General features: G+C 60.1%; 11 protein-coding genes. 6 read left to right on the top strand and 5 right to left on the bottom strand.

What is annotated here, in order from left to right:
• Window positions 1-244 precede the first annotated feature (244 nt).
• Together Mal15_RS21955 and ilvB are read right to left on the bottom strand one after the other, a co-directional pair.
• Window positions 245-2,506, bottom strand: coding sequence for a DUF255 domain-containing protein (locus tag Mal15_RS21955; RefSeq protein ID WP_167546978.1), 2,262 nt, complete (start codon window positions 2,504-2,506; stop codon window positions 245-247).
• A gap of 360 nt (window positions 2,507-2,866) precedes the next feature.
• The gene (ilvB, locus tag Mal15_RS21950; RefSeq protein ID WP_233902950.1) at window positions 2,867-4,648 is read right to left on the bottom strand and encodes a biosynthetic-type acetolactate synthase large subunit; all 1,782 of its coding nucleotides are present in this window, start codon (window positions 4,646-4,648) and stop codon (window positions 2,867-2,869) included.
• A gap of 146 nt (window positions 4,649-4,794) precedes the next feature.
• On the opposite strand from ilvB, the gene Mal15_RS21945 reads away from it, so the two are divergent.
• Together Mal15_RS21945 and Mal15_RS21940 are read left to right on the top strand one after the other, a co-directional pair.
• On the top strand, window positions 4,795-5,187 hold the full coding sequence (locus Mal15_RS21945; RefSeq protein WP_147869730.1) for a fluoride efflux transporter FluC: 393 nt from the start codon (window positions 4,795-4,797) through the stop codon (window positions 5,185-5,187).
• Window positions 5,184-8,063 (top strand): hypothetical protein, encoded by a 2,880-nt coding sequence (locus Mal15_RS21940; RefSeq protein WP_147869729.1) that lies wholly within the window; start codon window positions 5,184-5,186, stop codon window positions 8,061-8,063. The genes Mal15_RS21945 and Mal15_RS21940 overlap by 4 nt, the downstream gene beginning before the upstream one ends.
• Before the next feature lie 2 nt (window positions 8,064-8,065).
• Here Mal15_RS21940 and treZ read toward each other — a convergent pair whose 3' ends face one another.
• Window positions 8,066-9,877, bottom strand: a complete 1,812-nt coding sequence (gene treZ, locus Mal15_RS21935; RefSeq protein ID WP_147869728.1) for a malto-oligosyltrehalose trehalohydrolase — start codon at window positions 9,875-9,877, stop codon at window positions 8,066-8,068.
• A gap of 80 nt (window positions 9,878-9,957) precedes the next feature.
• On the opposite strand from treZ, the gene Mal15_RS21930 reads away from it, so the two are divergent.
• The 4 genes from Mal15_RS21930 to Mal15_RS21915 all read left to right on the top strand — a co-directional run bounded on the left by Mal15_RS21930 (window position 9,958) and on the right by Mal15_RS21915 (window position 14,075).
• Window positions 9,958-11,082, top strand: a complete 1,125-nt coding sequence (locus Mal15_RS21930; RefSeq protein ID WP_233902949.1) for an endonuclease/exonuclease/phosphatase family protein — start codon at window positions 9,958-9,960, stop codon at window positions 11,080-11,082.
• A 104-nt stretch (window positions 11,083-11,186) separates the two neighbouring features.
• Window positions 11,187-12,350 carry a glycosyltransferase gene (locus Mal15_RS21925; protein ID WP_147869727.1) on the top strand — a complete coding sequence of 388 codons (1,164 nt, stop codon included), beginning with the start codon at window positions 11,187-11,189 and terminating at the stop codon, window positions 12,348-12,350.
• 155 nt (window positions 12,351-12,505) lie between these two features.
• Window positions 12,506-13,489, top strand: a complete 984-nt coding sequence (locus Mal15_RS34180; protein WP_167546977.1) for a DUF1186 domain-containing protein — start codon at window positions 12,506-12,508, stop codon at window positions 13,487-13,489.
• A 205-nt stretch (window positions 13,490-13,694) separates the two neighbouring features.
• A complete protein-coding gene (locus tag Mal15_RS21915) occupies window positions 13,695-14,075 on the top strand; it encodes a hypothetical protein (RefSeq protein ID WP_147869726.1) in 381 nt (126 codons plus the stop codon).
• Window positions 14,076-14,282: 207 nt separating this feature from the next.
• Here Mal15_RS21915 and Mal15_RS21910 read toward each other — a convergent pair whose 3' ends face one another.
• Both Mal15_RS21910 and Mal15_RS21905 read right to left on the bottom strand, forming a co-directional pair.
• Window positions 14,283-15,674: a DUF1501 domain-containing protein gene (locus Mal15_RS21910; protein WP_199773709.1), complete on the bottom strand. Its 1,392-nt coding sequence runs from the start codon at window positions 15,672-15,674 to the stop codon at window positions 14,283-14,285.
• Between the two features lie 26 nt (window positions 15,675-15,700).
• Window positions 15,701-18,529 carry a PSD1 and planctomycete cytochrome C domain-containing protein gene (locus Mal15_RS21905; protein WP_147869724.1) on the bottom strand — a complete coding sequence of 943 codons (2,829 nt, stop codon included), beginning with the start codon at window positions 18,527-18,529 and terminating at the stop codon, window positions 15,701-15,703.
• Between the last annotated feature and the right edge of the window lie 135 nt (window positions 18,530-18,664).

Here is an 18,664-nt window from a genome sequence, read left to right as displayed (position 1 = left end):
CCCGTCGCGAAAGCCGACAAGGCTTTCGGTCACACGCGGCTTCGCGGCACGAAACGCTTGGCGCGTTCCGCTACATGTGGCTTTACCCTCGTTCCCAGGCTCCTGCCTGGGAACGCAATGCAGTCGTGGCTCCGCCACTTGCCGTGTCTCCACGCGAGGCGGAGCCTCCAGAAAAGCGTGTTCCCAGGCGGAGCCCGGGAACAAGAGGGATGCAGCAAGCCATCACGCTTCCCGCTGGCATCATTCAGCGGACTTGCACCGCCATTTCGAACGTCGTCTTCTCCGGCTCCAAACACCTTGCTTCATCACAGGCTTGTGAGTCGATGGTGACCTTCAACGTGACCTCACCAACCTCTTCTGCATCACCGATCGTGACCGGGACTTTGAATTCGATTGTCCCGGCGTAGGTGTTGAGCTTTTGCTTCAGGATCGGATCCAGCTTGGTCTGCGGTTTCGGAGCAACCATTTCTCCCACGGTGATCGCGGCATCGCTTGTCACCGCTACCGTCGTCGGGATCAAGAACTCGGCCTCGGGGTTGGCGGCGTAAAGGTGCCAGCCGTCGTCGATGGCGAGTGTCACCGTGACCATCAGCGTCTCGTCTGGACGGACCTCCGTCTTCGACAGTTCGACCTTGAAGGTGATCGGATCCACCCGGCGAGTGTTCCCTCCGCTCGCCGTCGCGCTTTCCACTTCCGGCAACGTGCTCAGGTGGCGCGCGACTGCGATCAACAGGTGTTCGGTCGTGTGGGGTTGCTTGGCCATGACGCCGGAGAGCGACTGCAGCGTTTTTTCGGCGGATCGGCGGTACCTGTCCCGACCGGTCCGCTCGGCCAGATCGACCAGTATCTGAGCGGCGATCCCGTTGGTGTTGGGCATGTTGCCCCCGCCGCCGAGATTCTTGGAACGTGCCATCAAGGCTTCGTGCGAATCACCGGTAAAAAAGAATCCTCCCTCGACGTCATCTTCAAATTCATCGAGCATGGTGTCGGCCAGGCGAATTGTTTCATCCAGCCAACGCTGGTCACCGGTTGCCGCGTGAAGCTCCAGCAGAGCGTCACAGAAATAAACGTAATCATCCAGGTATCCGGGCAACTTGGCCGTCCCACTTCGGAACGTGCGGAGCAGCTTTCCGTCGCGGGTCATCGACTGAAGAATAAACGTCGCCGCGGCTTCGGCAGAGTCGATGTACTCCGGTTCATCCAGGACTCTGCCGGCGTGGGCCAGCGCGTCGATCATCAACCCATTCCAACTGGTCAGGACCTTGTCATCCTTGTGCGGTTGGGGCCAGGTCAAACGATTCTCAAGCAGCTTCTTTTCGATCGCACGGATTCGTTCGAGAAACGCTTGCTCCCCCACGGGATGCGATCGGGCGATCTCCTCAAGCGGCCTTTTCAGGTGGGGAATGTTCTCGCCGGTTTTCCGTCCGGTCGATTCCTCCAAGAAGTTGCCGTCGGGAGCAAAGTTGTAGACTTCCGAGTACACGGTTGCGTCTTGTTCACCGAGAACTTCCTTGACCTGCTCTGCCGTCCAGACATACGCTTCGCCTTCCTTTCCGACTTCTCCTGAATCGAGCGCGCTATAAAACGCTCCCTCGGGTGAGGTCATTTCGCGTCGCACCCAGCGATCGATATCGCCCACCGCTTCCCGGTAACGCTCGTTGCCGGTGATCTGGTAGCCGTCGGCATAGATGCGCATCAATTGTGCGTTGTCGTAAAGCATCTTTTCGAAGTGCGGCAGCAGCCACTCGGAGTCGGTGGCGTAGCGATGAAATCCGCCGCCGAGATGGTCGTGCATGCCGCCGAGCCACATCGCATCGAGTGTCCGTGTGATCGGCTCCAGCAACGACTCATCGCCGCCGCGGCGGTAGTGATCGATCAGTAATGCCAAGGTGCCGTGCGGGGGAAACTTTGGGGCACCGCCGAATCCGCCGTTCTCGGGATCGAACTGCCCGACCAGTTTTTGGGCCGCCTGATCGACCAGTTCCATCGTCAACGGCACCGACTCGATCGCCGCAGTGGTGCCCGCCCGCTTGGCTGCGTCGGCGAGCGCGTCGGCTTGACGATTGACGTCGTCGCGCCGGTTGACCCAAAACTCGTTGATCTGTTTCAGCACGGAGATGAACGTCGGTTTGGGGAAATACGTTCCCGCCATCCAGGGTTTGCCGTCGGGGGTCAGCCAGACGGAATTCGGCCAGCCCCCGCGTCCGGTCATCATTTGGGTGGCCAGCATGTATTGTTCGTCGATATCCGGTCGTTCTTCGCGATCGACCTTGATGGCGACGAAGTACTTGTTGATCACCGCGGCGACTTCGGGGTCTTCGAATGATTCGACCTCCATCACGTGGCACCAGTAACACGTCGAATAACCGACCGACAGAAAGATCGGCTTGTTTTCCCGTTTCGCTTTTGCGAACGCTTCCTCGCCCCAGGGGTGCCAGTCGACCGGATTGTGCGCGTGCTGCAGCAGGTACGGGCTGGTTTCGTTGATCAATTGGTTCGTGTGCATGTGCTCGGGCTCCTGCGTGGAAACCGGTCGCCCAAAAGCAAGCAACGCCACGACGATGGCGAGTAGAGAGGTGCGCATGTGTTGACGCCGATTGATCATGATCGTCACTTGAATGAGCCGTCCAGAAGTGTGCCGGACGACTCATTGTAGTGGATCAGCCGTTTGGCGCGAGCCTACGGGCGCCGGTGCGTTATCTTGGCATTAGAGGCCCGTACGCTCGCGCGAAACGGCTGATCCCACGTGTGGTCGGAATAAATCAACAGGCCGTTGACGAGTTCCGCTACACGATGGATTCAATCGAGCCGCTTCGCGCTTCCGTTACAAGGCAGAGCCGTGTAACGAGGTCTTGAATGCGTAAGCCTACTGCAGGATCATGTCGTCGACGGTCATTCCGCCGGGGATCATCGGCAACACGTGCTCTTGGTAGGGCACTTCGACGTCCAACACGTACGGTCCCTTGTGGGCGATCATTTCGCGGATCGCACCTTCCAGGTCGGCCTTCTTCCGGACCGTTGCCGCACCACACCCGTAGCCTTGGGCGATCTTTACAAAGTCGGGGTATCGTTCGCGGGCGTAGGAGAATCGTTCCGCTTCGCTGTTACCGCTCGCTTCGTCGTGATGGATCGGGCCCAGGTAGGTGTGAGCCCGGTTGCGGTCCATGAACCGGTCCTCCCACTGCACCACCATCCCCAAGTGCTGGTTGTTCAGCAGGAAGACTTTGACGGGCAATTCTTCGCAGAAACAGGTCGCCAGCTCTTGGACGTTCATTTGGAAGCTGCCGTCACCATCGATGTCGATGACCAACGAGTTCGGCAGGGCCGCTTGGATGCCCATCGCACAGGGCAGTCCGAAACCCATCGTGCCCAGGCCGCTGCTGGAGTGCCAGGTCCGGGGGCGGCGGAACCGGTAGAACTGTGCCGCCCACATCTGGTGTTGTCCGACGCCGACGGAGATTTGGGCATCCATGTCTGCCGTGACGTCGCTGAGCGTCTTGATCGCGTGTTGTTGCAAGATTCCGTCGAACTCCGAATCGTACTTGAACGGATACTTCGACTTGAGTTCCTTGCAGTGATCACGCCACGGATCGATGTCGCACTTGGTGACGGTCTTGTTCAATGCGTTGAGCGCTTGTTTGACGTCGCCGCGGACCGGGATGTGGGCTTCCTTGTTCTTGTTCAGCTCGGAAGCGTCGATGTCGACATGAATGATCTTTGCGTCCTTGGCAAACGCTTCGACCTTACCGGTCACACGGTCGTCGAAACGAACGCCCAAGCCGATCAGCAAATCGCAATCCCGCACGGCGTAGTTTGCATAAGCCGCGCCGTGCATGCCCAACCAGTCCATCGAGTTCTCGCTGTCCGGCGGGACGGCACCGATGCCCATCACGGTGGTCACGGTGGGGATGCCGGTCTTGTTGATGAACTCGTTCAACTCCTCGCTGGCGTTGCCCGCGATGATACCGCCACCGGCATAGATGATCGGTCGTCGGGCCAATCGGATCGCCGCGGTGATCTGGCGGATCGTTTCGCTGGGCACCGGCGGCGGTGCCGCCTCGTAGCCGGGCAGATTCATCGGGGGATCCAGATCCAAGTTGCTCGTCACGTCGGACAACTGGACGTCCTTGGGCAAATCGACCAACACCGGCCCCGGGCGTCCGGAACTGGCGATGTGAAACGCCTCCTTCATCACCCGCGGCAATTCCTCGATGTGGGTGACCAGGTAGTGGTGTTTGGTGATTCCACGACAAACCTCGACCATCGGCGTTTCTTGAAACGCGTCCGAACCGATGGCGCGGGTGGGAACCTGGGCGGTCAGACAGACCATCGGGATGCTGTCCAGTTTGGCGTCGGCGATCGCGGTGACCAGGTTGGTTGCCCCGGGGCCGCTGGTCGCCAGTACCACGCCGACCCGACCGGTCGACCGGGCATAGCCCTGGGCGGCAAACGCCCCGCCTTGCTCGTGACGCGGCAAAATGGTCCGAATCGAGTCGCCGAAACGTGTCAGGGCTTGGTGCAACGGCATGCTGCATCCGCCGGGATAGGCGAACAGTACATCGACCCCGTGATCTACCAGCGATTTGACAATAATGTCGGCTCCGGTCATCACGCGATTTTCAGTGTTGGCAGCTTTTGCGGTGCTCATGAGTGGGAAATTGTTAGCTCGAAATGGAAATGGAGACGTCGAAAGTAGGGAAACTGACATTTACGTGGCAGGGAGAACTTCCGAACCTAGCTGCTTAACGTAAGTGGGGGCCGAAGCTTAGGCAATGCGAAAAACACCCGGCACAGATGACTAGTTGGCTCAATTTGGCAGCGATCGCCCTCGGCGGTGCCGCGGGATCACTCTGCAGGTACGGCGTGACGCTCGCCGCCGCAGCGACCCCGGGCGGGTCGACCCTGCTGGGCACCACGCTGGCGAACATCATCGGATGCGGCCTCTTGGGGGCGTTATCCTCCCTTGCACCGCCGGAGTCGGAGTCGATTGAGCGATTAATGCTGGCCCTTCGCGTAGGATTCCTGGGCTCGCTGACCACGTTTTCCACCTTCGCCGCCGAATCCACGATGCTGGCGGGCCAGGGGCGTTGGGGGGCATCGGGGGCCTACATTCTGGCCAACCTGGTCCTCGGTTATTTAGCGCTGATTCTTGTCGGAAGCCTTGTCAGGGGATGGATCCAAACATGAAACACGTCGTTTACACGATCGTGGCCACCACTCTGGCGGTCATCTCACCCGCCCACGCCCAAGATTTCACCAATGTCCGTGATACGCTGCGATCGCTGCCTCCGATCCAAGCCGCCCCGATCACGTCGAGCATCCATTCGAAGGGAGTGGCCCCCGAGGCGCTCACGCCACCGGATTACTGTGATGGCGAAACGCTGCGAGATTCAGCAACCGTCCGTGCGATCCGGTTCGCTGACCAGCGACGAGGCGTCGCGGTCGGGGACCATGGCAGCATCTTGGTGACCCGTGATGGCGGCGAATCGTGGAGCGCGGTCGAAAGCGGGGTACAGTGCCGACTCAATGACGCCGTCTGGGTCGACGCCCAGAGGGTGATCGCCATCGGTGGCGGCGTTGATGTGGTCACGCGCATCAGCCGGGGCGTCGTTCTGGTCAGCCATGATGCCGGAGCCTCGTGGCGCCGATCCGCGGATTCCGAATTGCCGCTGTTGCGCACGATCCAATATCAAAGCGGCGAAGAATTCGCCGGTGGCCGACGTCCAGCGATCGCCGCGATTGGTGCCCCGGATCCGATCACCGGCGCAACCTCGTTTCAATCTCGCGACGGCGGTCGAAGTTGGCAGTCGACGCTCGATCCCCAGCCGGACGCTTCCCTTCCATCGCAGCGTCTGTCATCCCGGAATGCGGCGACGGCCGATCAGTCGGCGATGCTGGCCGAAGCGATCCAAACGCGGTCGGTCGTCCGCACCTTCTGTCGCCTGGACGGTCGAACGATGCTCTGTGCCGGTGACCACGGAAACATCTTTCGGTCAACCGACGGCGGCCAGTCCTGGGCCCCCGTACGCCGGTTGCCCACCGAGGAATCGGTCGCTTCCACGCCCAGCGAACCTTCCTCGTGCGCGTTACTGGTGATCGCCGCCAACGAAGACCAGATCCCATGGTCGTTGATCGGACGCGAAACTCTGGAAAAACGTTGGCGTTGCAACCTGATCGTCGGTACCGCCGATGGACGCGAGATGCATGCCTTGGACCAAGCCGCGATGCAACTGGGAGTCGCAGCGGTTGACACGTTTCGCGAATCGGACACCGCAGCATCGCTCGCGACACTCCGTCGTTGGATCGACGTTCATCGTCCACCGATCTTGGCCCTTGCGGCCGATCTGCCCCAGGAAACTCAATCTGCCCTGCTGCAGCATGCCGTTGCCGGCGGCACCGAAAAAGTCGTCCAGTACGCGAATCACGGCCAGGGGGAAACCCTGTTGCACGACAGCGCGATGTTGCCTGATTGCGGCGTGTTGGCCGGTGACTTTGCCGAAGACAGCTTGATGCTGGTCGCCGACTTCGATCTCCACGCCGGTCCTGATCTCACCAACAACCCATGGGTCGCGATCAACACACGCTACAGCAGCGGTTCGCAATCGGTACGCGGGGACAGCTTGGGGGTAGGCGTTCGTCTGGCCCGCGGACATCGATTGCCGCCGCGAAAATCCAGAGCCAGTCACCGTCGATTGCAGGTGATCCAGGGACGGCTGAAGCAGCAAACCGCAATCAAGGAGATGCTCGCGCTGGAAACCAACAAGTTCGTTTCGACGATGCGTCGATTGTTGGATCAAACGAGTCGCGAAGACCAATTTCGGTCCGCGTGGTCGATCGCCCGCCAGTCGATCGCCCAAACAAACCGGATCACGGTGTGGGATGAGATCTCCCGCCGCTTCGACGATTCGTCGGCTGCCCAGTTGCTGAAGCTCCACGCCCGGGCGCGTCAACACAGCCGCGAGTGGGATCGGCACCCGGTCTCGGCGATTCGCCTGGATTCCTCGGGGCAGCCACATGTCCATACCGGATCAAACGCGATTTCCGCCGACGTGCGTCAATCGCTTCCCGAGACCGCCCAAGAACTGTTTCCCACGCGGGGCGGTCATGCGGCGATCGTCTCGCCGTTCCAATCGCACACGGCCCTCTCCAACAGCGCTGGCCTGTCCAACAGCACGGGCCCGATGGATTCGCAATCGGGCGTGATCCAAGCCTCGGCGACCGTTCCGCTGGCGGGCGGTCGCGGCGGCGGGTTGCTGACCCCGTTGCGTCAAACAGGTTCGAAGTCCGACCAGAAGCTCGACTTGGCTTGGCAGATGCATCCGGTTCGTCTGATTGCCGAAGACGCGTTCGCGCAGCGACAGCGCGGCGGTCCCGAGCCGACCCGAGCGGAGTCCTCCGACGAAGACGTGCCTGCGGAAATGACCTCCCAACAGGACTTCTCGGCCGACGTGCGACGCATCGCGGATCGCCAGTCGCCGTGGTCCAGTTTGCTTCAGTCGGCCTCCGACCAAGTCGCGGTTGCCGTGGCCACCCCCTCGCCGCCGCGACTAGACGGCTTGCTCGACGAGTCGTTTTGGAATGCCGACCACGCCCGAGCGGCGCTGACACGTGGAGCGACACCTTCGAAACTGCGATTCAGCTGGGACGATCAATTCATCTATGTCGCGATGCAAATCCCCGCGGCTGAGTTTGCATCGACCGATGAATCAGGACCGGTCGGTCGCCGCGACGCAGATCTAAGGCAATCGGATCGCGTCATCCTGGGGTTGGACATCGATCGCGACCTGCTAACGGCGATGCACCTTGGATTCACACGTGATGGTCGCACACACGATGACCTGGACGGTTCGGATCACTGGAATCCGACCTGGTACGTCGCCACACATCGATCGGAGGAGGGCGTCGTGACCGCGGAGATTGCGATCGAACAAAACGGATTGGGAACAACGGTCCGAGCGGGCGACTCTTGGTTTATCGAATCCCGATCGATTGCCGCCGGCCGGCCCCGACACTACCCCCTAATGCCGGATCCACTGACGCGCGTCCGAGTGGATTTCCGCTAACCCTATCGGAGCGATTGCCGATAGACCCGCGCGTGATTGGATCGCAACCCACCGCTCACTTCTCCGCCCCCGACGCGGCGCGAGTCCAAAACCAAATCGCCATCGGCTTCGATTTCAACGGCATCATCCGATTCAGATTGCGGCGCGAGTCGAACGGCCAGCGTCAGCCGTTCGTTTTCGTCGGCGTACCGCAACACAAATAGATTCTTCTCCAGGTCCGACTCGACCGTCAATTTGGCGTCGACCAGCAAGCCGCTAGCGCGCGTCTGCTTTCGCAGCCGAATCAGTTCACGATACCACTGCAACGTCCGTGCGTCGCCGTCGCCTTGGCCACCGATCTTTGCCGACGTGAACGCCGCCGGATCGGTCGGCAATACGCCTCCATCCCAATCGTGTTGCGGATACTCGCGACGACGGCCTTCGACGACGGCGTCGCGCAGTCGCGGATCTGAAAAATCGACGAAAAACCGGAAGGGATGCTCACACGCAAACTCTTCTCCCATGAACAGCATCGGGATCGCCGGGACCAACATCATCAGCGCCGCGGCAGCCCGATGGGCGTCGGGCGAGGTCAATTGATGCAAGCGGACGCCCAGGGGGTGGTTGCCGATAAAGTCGTGGTTCTGGATCGAATACACCAGACCGCTGGAATCGACACGCTGGGCCGGCGTGGTTCGGCGGCGTTCCCGTCGCAACGTCCCTTCATAGACGTATCCGTGACGCAAGGTGTGGTCCAGGTCGGTCTTGGGGTGGTAGGTGCGGTGGGAGAGTTGCTCGCCGGGACGCAAGACGGAAAACGTGCTGTGCAAGAAGTCATCGCACCACATGGCGTCAAACCCGATCCCGCCCCCGGCCCGCGGCCGCGTCATCTCGGGATCGTAAACGTTGGACTCGGCGATCAGCATCACCTGGCGTTGGTTCTGCCGCGCCCAAGCCGCGACTTCATCGCTGATCTCGGCAACCACGTGGGGTTCTCGGTCGTCGGCCATGCAATGAATCGCGTCGACACGAAGCCCGTCCAGATGAAACTCATCCAACCAGTAAACCGCGTTGGCGGTGAAGAATCGTCGCACCGCATCACCGTGAACGGGGCAATCGAAATTCGGCGCCTCGCCCCAAACCGTCTGATGCTTCGATGACAGGTAGGGGCCGAATTCAGACAGGTAGTTCCCTTCGGGCCCCAAGTGGTTGTAGACGACGTCCAGAAAAACGGCCAAACCGGCGGCGTGGGCGGCATCGACAAATCGGCGGAAATCATTGGGAGTGCCATAAGCATCGGCCGGTGCGAACAGGGCGACGCCGTCGTAGCCCCAATTCCATCGGCCGGCCGATGCCGCAACGGGCATCAACTCAATCGCGGTGATTCCCAATTCAACGAGTTCGCCGATCCGATCGATCGCCGCGGCAAACGTGCCTTCGGCGGTAAAGGCTCCCAGATGCAACTCGTAAATGATCAACCCGTCTCGACCGGGCGTGCGATACTGCCCGTCGGTCCATTCGAATTGCGGGTCCACCACTTCGCTTGGTCCGTGAACCCCTCGCGGTTGATACCTCGATGCCGGGTCGGGCCGCTGTGGCCCGCCATCGACACGATAAAAGTAGCGTGATCCCGCACCGACACCCGCGATCGCCGCACGATGATACCCGGCGTCGTCCTTTTCCATGTCGATCGATTGCGGGCCATCGACCACGTCAACGACGACTCGATCGGCAAGCGGTGCCCAAACGCAAAAGTTCGTCGAGCCATCGGGCATCGGCCGAGCGCCCAGGTATTGATGCACCTCAATCGTGGGGCAATTATGAATCTCAGTCATCGGTTCTGGTTAAGCGTGATGAAAAACAAGTCCGCTGACTTAGCGTAAGGGACTGTCCAGGGTAGGCTAACGGGATGCCAATGTATAAGAAGACTCCGTTGATTCGAATGACCCTCGCGATACTGATTGCTTCCTTTCTGTTTGCGGATGCTGTGGCCCAGAACACCCTTCGGATCGCGACGTTTAACGTCTCGCTGTACGGAAAACAGCAGGGGCAAGTCCGCCAGCAGCTGTCCGACCGCGAGGATCTGCAGGCAAAACGAATCGCGAGCATCGTCCAAACGGTGCGCCCGGATATCTTGCTGGTCAACGAACTCGATTTCCAGCTCGATTCGGCGCCGGCCAAGTTGCTGGCCGAAAACTACTTCGCCGTCGCGCAGGACTCGGCCACCGGCGATGAACAACTCACGCCGATCGACTATCCGTATTTTTTCAGTGCGCCCAGCAATACGGGAATCGACTCGGCTTTGGATTTAAATCGCGACGGCAAATTGGGGTCTGGCAACGATGCCTGGGGGTATGGGATCTATCCCGGCCAGTACGCGATGACCGTCTACAGCCGCTTTCCGATCGACACCGCATCGATACGCACCTTTCAAAAATTGCTCTGGAAGCAGTTGCCCGGTGCGATCAGGCCGCGGAACCCGGCGACCGGCCAGCCCTATTACGACGATGCGATTTGGGCCCAGCTGCGTCTGAGCAGCAAGAATCACATCGACGTGCCGATTCGCGTCGGTGATCGCGTCATCCACGTCCTCGCCAGCCACCCGACGCCGCCGGTGTTCGATGGCCCCGAAGACCGGAACGGCGCCCGCAATCACGATGAAATCCAGTTTTGGAATCACTATTTGGACGCCGACGCATCGGCCCGCGGCTGGCTGATCGATGATGACGGTCGCGTCGGGGCGCTGGATGTCGACGCCAGTTTCGTCGTGATGGGCGATTTGAATGCCGACCCGATCGACGGCAGTGGTCGCCGTGAATCGATCATTCGGTTGTTAAGCCATCCCCGCGTTCGCGACGTCCATCAGAGCAAGACGGCTGATTTCGGACGCAACGGGCCGATGCGGGTCGATTATGTTTTACCCAGTAGCGACTTGGACGTCGTCGACGGCGGCGTGTTCTGGCCGACCGAGGACGACCCACAGAGCACCTGGATCAAGGCATCCGATCATCGCTTGGTCTGGATCGAAGTCAAACGATAATAGTGGGATCAGCAGCTTGCTTGGCTTTGTCAGGGAGTGTTGAATCGCTGAATCGCGAGCCATCATCTCCCACCACGTTTTTGTCTCCTTTGGATCATCACCGCATGCCGGATCAGCGCAAACGAGTCTTGTTGATGGTCAGCTCGATGCGCGGCGGCGGCAGCGAACGGCAGGTGTTGTTGCTTTCGCAGACACTCGACCGATCCCGATTCGAACCGCATCTTTACTTGACCGCAGCGGCCGGTGAATTTCTGGGGCAAGTCCCTTCGGATGTTCCGATCCATTCCTTTGACTCCTGCCGGGATTCCGGCCGCGTCTACTTTCCCGGCCGACAACTTCGCCGTCAGACCGAATTTCTGCGCGGCGTGATTCGCGACAACAAGATCGATGTTGTCTACGATCGCACGTTTCACATGACGCTGATCGCCGGAAAAGCGGCAGCGGGAGTCCGCAGGGTTTCCACGATCGTCAGCCCGCCGCACCTGGCGTTGCCGCTGGTCGAAAAACGTTTCGTCGCACTCAAACGCCGTCGACTGGCGGCGGCCTACCGCGGCTCGGACGTCGTCGTCGCCGTCAGCGGACAAGCCGCCCAGTCGGCCGAATCATATTACGGATTGCCAACGGGAAGTGTCGTCGTCATCAAGAATCCGGTCGACGCGATCGGCCTGCGCAAAGCGGTCGGGGCAGCACCGCCGCGATACTCCGATCAGACCGTGTTGGTTTGTGTCGGCCGGATGACCGACGAGAAAGGGCACGCGGATCTGATCGATGCCCTGGCGATGCTGCAATCGAAGTGGCCCGAGACCCGTTCGGCTTGGACGATGCGGATGATCGGCGACGGGCCGCTGCGAGGCGAACTGCAGGCGCGCGCCGAGTCGCTGGGATTGGAGAGTCGGATTCAGTTTGTCGGCAGTCTTGCGAGTGCGGCCGCTGAAATCAACGCGGCCGACGCGTTGGTCTTGCCGTCCCGATTTGAAGGCATGCCGAACGTGGTTTTGGAAGCGATGGCGCTCGGAACGCCGGTGATCGCGACACGCGCCGGCGGAGCGATCGAACTGCAAGCCGACGCGCCCACCGCCTTTTGGGCCGACCCCGGCAATCCACCGTCGCTCGCCCAGGCGATCCTCGAGTTCGCAGCCAACCCTGATCAAGCCGCAACGCAACGACTCGCCGCACAGCAACAGATCGAATCCGACCATGCCCCCGCCGCCATCACCCGGCAGATCGAGCAACTGCTATCCCCCACCGCAAAAAGGGAAACAGGGTAATTTATATGTACGACGCCCCTCGCTGCCCCGCAGCGACAGAGTCCCCGACAAGGGGACGGGGGTGAATGGCACGGGCTTTGGCTTGACGCCGATGCGCTGCAAAATGCAGATGCAATCGGACTGATCAAAACCATGAAACAAGGATTGAACGAATCTTGAGCACCGCAACACCCAGCCTGGAAAGCAAGACCGACGCCGAATTGTTGGAAGAACTGAAAAAATCTCCCAAGGGTGTTCTGCCGAAGGCTCTGCTGCGCGAACTCCAATCTCGTGGCGAATCCGTGGTCCCCGGACTGAGCGAAATCCTTCAAGCCGAAACGGAGCATGCGAGGAAAGGGGGCAACATCGAAACAGACGCTGCCTTCTTTTCGTTTGCTTTGATCAGTGCCATCGGTGATCCACGCGGATTGCCCGCAGTGATCGAAGCGATTTCGCTGCCGGACGAAAAACTGTACTCGTTGCTGGGCGATCTGATCCACGACAATTTGCAACGGCTGATCGTCAAACTGATCGGTACGGATTTCGATCGAATCGGACAACTGGTGGAAAATCCAGATTTGTACGAGTACGTGCGATGGTCGGCGGCTTGCACCTATTTCTTGCTGTTCAAAGAGGGACGACTGAGTCGCGAAGAAGGCGTCGAGAGGATTGAGCGGCATTTGAATCGACTGATCGAACGGCCGTGTTATGAGTTGAATACCGGTCTCTGTATGGAGCTTGCCAATTTCGGCGTCCCCGCCTCCATCGAGACGATTCGACGAGCCTATGCGTCGGGCAACGTCGAAGAGGGGATGGTTTCGCAGGAAGAGCTTGAGGAAACGATCAACAGGGCGGCCGAAGGCTCTGGCAGCGAGCGCGATCGTTCGCTGCCGCTGGAATTTGATGTTGTGGAAGAATTAAGCCGGTGGGCGTGCTTCAAACGCCCCGACAAACCGACTCCAAATCCGGTCGTCCAGTCCGTGACCGAACCTCGAGACGAAATGGCATCGAGAACGTCCATGGATCCGCCAAGTCCGCCCCCGCGAACGGCTGTCGGTACCATTCGCAATACCGAAAAGAAACCCGGACGCAACGATCCGTGCCCCTGTGGAAGCGGAAAGAAGTACAAGAACTGCTGCCGGTCGAAGTCGATGATCTAAAAACCCCCGTCCCGAATGGCACGGGTTTAAGCCAATACGCTGAGCCGTAGGCGCTAGCCTCGGGCCATACAAGTCTCAAAGGGCAATCCAAGGCCCGCGGCTAGCGCCGTCGGCTCACTAAGCCCGTGCCATTCACCCCCGTCCCCGTTAAGATCTTTGCTGGAGCTGCGGAAAGCCTCGTGACGAGGCGGATCCCACTCGCCCCTTGCTGGAGTTGGAATCGCCGGTCATCCGAGAGTCCGGCCCGATCGTCGTTGCCGATCAGCCGCCGCGAAAACCGCCCAGCTCCAATCCCTATGCACCGGTCCTTCCCATCAACGATCATTGCGGTTCGCAAGCGGAACTGGAGGGGACGGAGCAAGATTCGCGCGACGTCGAACTGGTTGCACGCATTTTTCGTGGTGCGGTCAGCGGAATCTTAATTCTGCCGCCGTTGCTGACCTTTTACGTGCTGTTCTTGCTAATCTTCGAAGTCCCCAATGGGGCCTATCAAGACTCCAGATTTTTTTGGCGTTTGCTGGCGTCGTGGTTCTGCTGCCTGGTCGCAATCGTCTTCGCAGCGGTGGTCTGGTCAAGGCTATTCTGAGCAGCGTTGGATACCAAGTGGAATCAGCAACCGTTGGTGTCTAGCCTTTAGGCGATTCCCCCTCGCTGCAAAGCAGCGACCCCGGGCCGCGAAAGCCAGCTACCCGCTAAGTTCGGCGTCGTATCCTCTGGGGACTTCTCTACCGCACGCTCCACCGGATTTCGTGTGCTTCGTGTTTTTCGTGGTCAAAAACCCCTGCTTCTCTAACTAAGCGAAAATCTCGTTTGCCACGACGCCTTCGACGTCGGTCAAGCGAAAGTCTCGTCCGGCGTAGCGGTAGGTCAAACGTTCGTGGTCCAGCCCCATCAGGTGCAGGATGGTGGCGTGCAGATCGTGAACGTGCATCTTGTTTTCCACGGCGTAGTAACCGTAGTCGTCGGTCGCGCCATAGGCGAAACCTCTCTTCACTCCGCCGCCGGCCATCCACATCGTGAACCCGTGCGGGTTGTGGTCGCGGCCGTTGCTACCCTGCGCCGTCGGTGTACGTCCGAATTCACCGCCCCACAAGACCAGCGTGTCTTCGAGCAGCCCCCGCGTCTTTAAATCTTGCAGGAAACCCGCGATCGGACGATCGACTTCGGCCGCGTTCTTGGTGTGGCCCTGGTACAGCCCCGAGTGCTGGTCCCACTGGACGACACTGTCGCTGTGCGTGACCTGGACGAACCGGACACCTTGTTCGAGAAACCGCCGCGCCATCAAGCACTGTCGACCGAAGTCTTCGGTGACCGGGTCATCGATCCCATACAGACGCTGCGTCGCGGCGGATTCCGAGGCAAGGTTCTGGATCTCGGGCATCGCGGTCTGCATTCGATACGCCAGTTCGAACGAGTTCAATCGCCCCTCCAGTGCCTGATCGCGACCGGCCATCTCCAGATGCGTCCGGTTCATCGACGCGATCAGATCCAGTTGCCGACGCTGTAACTCGGGATCGATGCGATCGTTGCGAATGTGTTTCACCTTGGCCGCCGTCGCCGGCAGGCTGGCGTTGCCGATCGGCGTTCCCTGACAATGGGCCGGCAAAAATGCGGCTCCCCAATTGTTGACTCCGCCGTGGGCCAGCGTCGGGCAGATCGTCACAAACGCCGGCAGGTTTTCATTTTCGGTTCCCAGTCCATAAACCAACCAAGATCCCATGCTGGGCCGGACGAATTGATCGCTTCCGGTATGAATCTTTAACAGTGCACCGCCGTGCGCGGGGTTCGTTCCATGCACCGATCGCAACACGCACAGGTCATCGACATGGCGTGCGACATTGGGGAACAACTCGCTGACGGGCAATCCGCTCTGGCCGTACTGCTTGAACTTCCACGGCGACTTCAGCAGATTCCCTTGCTTGGCAAAGGTCACGTCGGGCAAATCGAACGGCGGCGCCTTGCCATGATCTCGATCCAATTGCGGCTTGGGGTCAAAGGTGTCGACGTGCGACGGGCCGCCTTTCATGAACAGGAACACGATCCGTTTGGCCCGCGCCGGAAAATGCGGACCTTTGGGGACCAGCGGATTCTCCGCTGCCATGGATTCCTGGCCCAGCATTGCGGTGAACGCCAAGTGACCGAAACCGATTGCCGAGGTGCGCAGAAGTTGTCGTCGGGACTGCATGAAAGAAGCCATGTGACAAAAGTTAATTACCGCAAATAAATGAATTCGTTGCTGGCCATCAGGCTTTGACAGAACAGCGACCATGCCTGCCGCTGCGACCGGCCGTCGTCGTCTCCGGCACCGTCGGTCAATTTCGTCAGAAACCCGATCGCACGTTCGGTCTCGTTCGGCGACGGTTCACGCCCCACCGCCCGTCGATAGGCATCGGCGACGCGGTCGATGTCATCATCGGGTTGTGACAGCACCGACCGGGCCAGTGCATCGGCCGATTCCATGACAAGTTCGTCGTTCATCAATAGCAAGTTTTGTGGTGCGATCACGGTCGCGTTACGCGAACCGGTGGGCATCGTCGGGTCGGGATAATCGAATTGTGTGAAGAACGCGTACAAGTTGTTTCGAATCACCGGCAGGTACAACGCGCGCCGGACGCTGTCGTATTTTGTGTGGTCTTCGGAGGTATGATTGAAGACGAATTGTCGGTTCCGCAGCGGCAGCGTCTTGCCGCCGATCTCTCGGTTCAGACGCCCCGAGACCGCGAGGATCGAATCGCGGATCTGTTCGGCTTCCAATCGCCGCAAGTTCGCTTTCCACAGCAAGCGGTTTTCCGGATCGATCGTTGCATAGCGTTCCTGTTCGGGATGTGACGACGCGAGACGGTAGGTGTTGGATCGCAGGATCAACCGGTGCAGATCCTTGATCGACCAGCCGCCGGCCATGAATCGTCTGGCCAGCCAATCCAGCAATTCCGGATGCGACGGCCGATCCCCGAGCCGTCCGAAGTTTTCGGTCGTCCGCACCAACGCCTCACCGAAGTGCCATCCCCAAATGCGATTGACGATCACGCGGGCGGTCAGCGGGTGCCGCGTGTCGGCCATCCAACGAGCCAACTGCAATCGACCGCTCTGTCCGCTGGGAAACACGGGGCGAACCGCGGAGTGTCGCATCACTTCGGGAAACTCTCTCGCGACCGGTTCCCCCAGGTTTTTGTAGCTGCCTCGAATATGAATCGGCAATTGTGCGACCACGTTGCCTTCGCTGACACCCATCGCGGCGGTTTCGTCGGACGCGACGCTTTCGAACGCCCGCGCCTCGTCCATCAAACGGTAGTATTCCGCCAGCGTTTCGGGATCGAAGGCAAAGGACTCCTTGGCGGGAACAGCCAGGAAACCCGCACTATCCAACAAGGCCGATCGAGCGGCCTGGAGCGTCGGATCATCCAGCGTGGTGGCTTTCGGGTTCTGTTTTTTTGCCGCGGTGAATGCCTGCTCGGCACGCGCGAACAAATCACCATAGTGTCGCCGGATCGCGTCGGCGTCTCCGGCTTCGGCGAGCTGGTGCCAGATGACCCACAGCGGATCATCGCGGTGAAAATCCAAGTGCATCCGACAGTGGTGCAGGATTCGGGGATGCAGCGAGAGTGGCTCGGCGATTTCGGCAACGGTCGTCAGCGGTGTGGCAACGTCAAAGCGGGCCGCGGCGGCCAGATAGTCGGCCGCCTGTTCCCGTGCCCCCTGGCGGATCTTTGCCATCGCGGCATTTTTGTAGCTCGCCGCCGCTTGCTTCTTGGCTGCGATCTGGGCATCGATCTCCTTCAACCGCGCCGTTTCCTCCTCCGATGCAAACGAATGTTCGTACCAGTGTTTGATCGCACCGGTATTGGTATCGCCGAGCGTCTTGGTGCTCTTAAAGATCGCGGCCAAGGCGTAGTAATCCGACTGCTTGATCGGATCGAATTTGTGATCGTGACACCGCACGCATCCGAAGGTCATTCCCAGGAAGGCTTTGCCGAGCGTGTCGAGCTGTTCATCGATGAGATCCATTTCCAGCTTTTGTCGATCGGGTTCGGCCAACACCTTCGCGCCCAGCGCCAGGAATCCGGTCGCAGTTTTGGTTTCACGGTTTGCTTCGGGCAGCAAGTCGCCGGCAATTTGTTCGATCAGAAATCGGTCGTATGGTTTGTCGTTGTTGAAGGCATCGACGACGTAGTCACGGTAGCGCCAGGCTTGGCCGTAACCCAAGTTCTCGTCCAGCCCGTTGGAATCGGCGTAGCGTGCCACGTCCAACCAATGTCTTCCCCAACGGACCCCATAGTGCGGTGAATTCAGCAGACGCTCGATCAGCTTGTCATAAGCCGACGGCGACTGATCGGCGACGAATTCATCGATCTGGTCGGGTGTCGGCGGCAATCCGATCAGGTCTTGTGTGATCCGGCGAATCAGCGTGACCTTGTCGGCCGCCGGCGCCGGCGACAGGCCGTTTTTCTGAAGGCGTGTCAAGACAAAGGCATCGATCGGATTCGCCACCCAATTCGAATCGGGCAATTCGGGAATCGCCGGATCACTGACCGGCCGGAACGCCCAAAATTGTCGTCCCTGGTCGATGCTCATGCCCGATGGACTGTGATCGGCAGCAAGATCTGTCGAACCGCGATCCGCGGAAACGGGTCCCCGCGGATCGGCCGCACCCTGGGCGACCCATTTCTCCAACACCTTGACGGCACGCTCGGGCAGCGGATTCCGGGGCGGCATCTGCAGGTCACGGTTTTGATAGCGAATCGCTTCGATCATCAAACTTGCGTCGGCATCTCCGACCACGATCGCCGGGCCAGAGTCGCCGCCTTTTCGCAGCCCTTCGCGGGTGTCCAGCCGCAGTCCTCCCCGGACGCTGCCTCCGGCCGAATGACAGTCGTAACAGTGCTCGACCAACACCGGACGGACTTCCTTTTCAAAAAATACGATCGCTTGTGGCGATGCTTCCTGGGCGGTTCCGGCCGACGCCGCGATCGTGCAAACGACCGCGGTCAAGCAACCGAGCAGGCGTTGGGGAGTGTCCAGCAGGAGACCGGGAACATGCATGGTCGAGTAGGCACGGCAGGGGGTGGGACGGCGGGCGGGACATTCATTGTAGCCGTTCGCTACACTGCCGTCATCAAAATCAATCCCGATGAAAAGCCGTTGTTCCTCCCGCTGGTACGATGGCCTTTCCGAGTC

The sequence above is a fragment of the Stieleria maiorica genome, from assembly GCF_008035925.1.
Classification (GTDB): domain Bacteria; phylum Planctomycetota; class Planctomycetia; order Pirellulales; family Pirellulaceae; genus Stieleria; species Stieleria maiorica.
This window is presented reverse-complemented; position numbering and strand designations above follow the sequence as displayed.

Coding starts and splice junctions, on each gene's coding strand:
- ilvB (WP_233902950.1), bottom strand. CDS start 4,648: ATGAGCACCGCAAAAGCTGCCAACACTGAAAATCGCGTGATGACCGGA.
- Mal15_RS21955 (WP_167546978.1), bottom strand. CDS start 2,506: ATGCACACGAACCAATTGATCAACGAAACCAGCCCGTACCTGCTGCAG.
- Mal15_RS21910 (WP_199773709.1), bottom strand. CDS start 15,674: ATGCAGTCCCGACGACAACTTCTGCGCACCTCGGCAATCGGTTTCGGT.
- Mal15_RS21945 (WP_147869730.1), top strand. CDS start 4,795: ATGACTAGTTGGCTCAATTTGGCAGCGATCGCCCTCGGCGGTGCCGCG.
- Mal15_RS21940 (WP_147869729.1), top strand. CDS start 5,184: ATGAAACACGTCGTTTACACGATCGTGGCCACCACTCTGGCGGTCATC.
- Mal15_RS21905 (WP_147869724.1), bottom strand. CDS start 18,529: ATGCATGTTCCCGGTCTCCTGCTGGACACTCCCCAACGCCTGCTCGGT.
- treZ (WP_147869728.1), bottom strand. CDS start 9,877: ATGACTGAGATTCATAATTGCCCCACGATTGAGGTGCATCAATACCTG.
- Mal15_RS21925 (WP_147869727.1), top strand. CDS start 11,187: ATGCCGGATCAGCGCAAACGAGTCTTGTTGATGGTCAGCTCGATGCGC.
- Mal15_RS21930 (WP_233902949.1), top strand. CDS start 9,958: ATGTATAAGAAGACTCCGTTGATTCGAATGACCCTCGCGATACTGATT.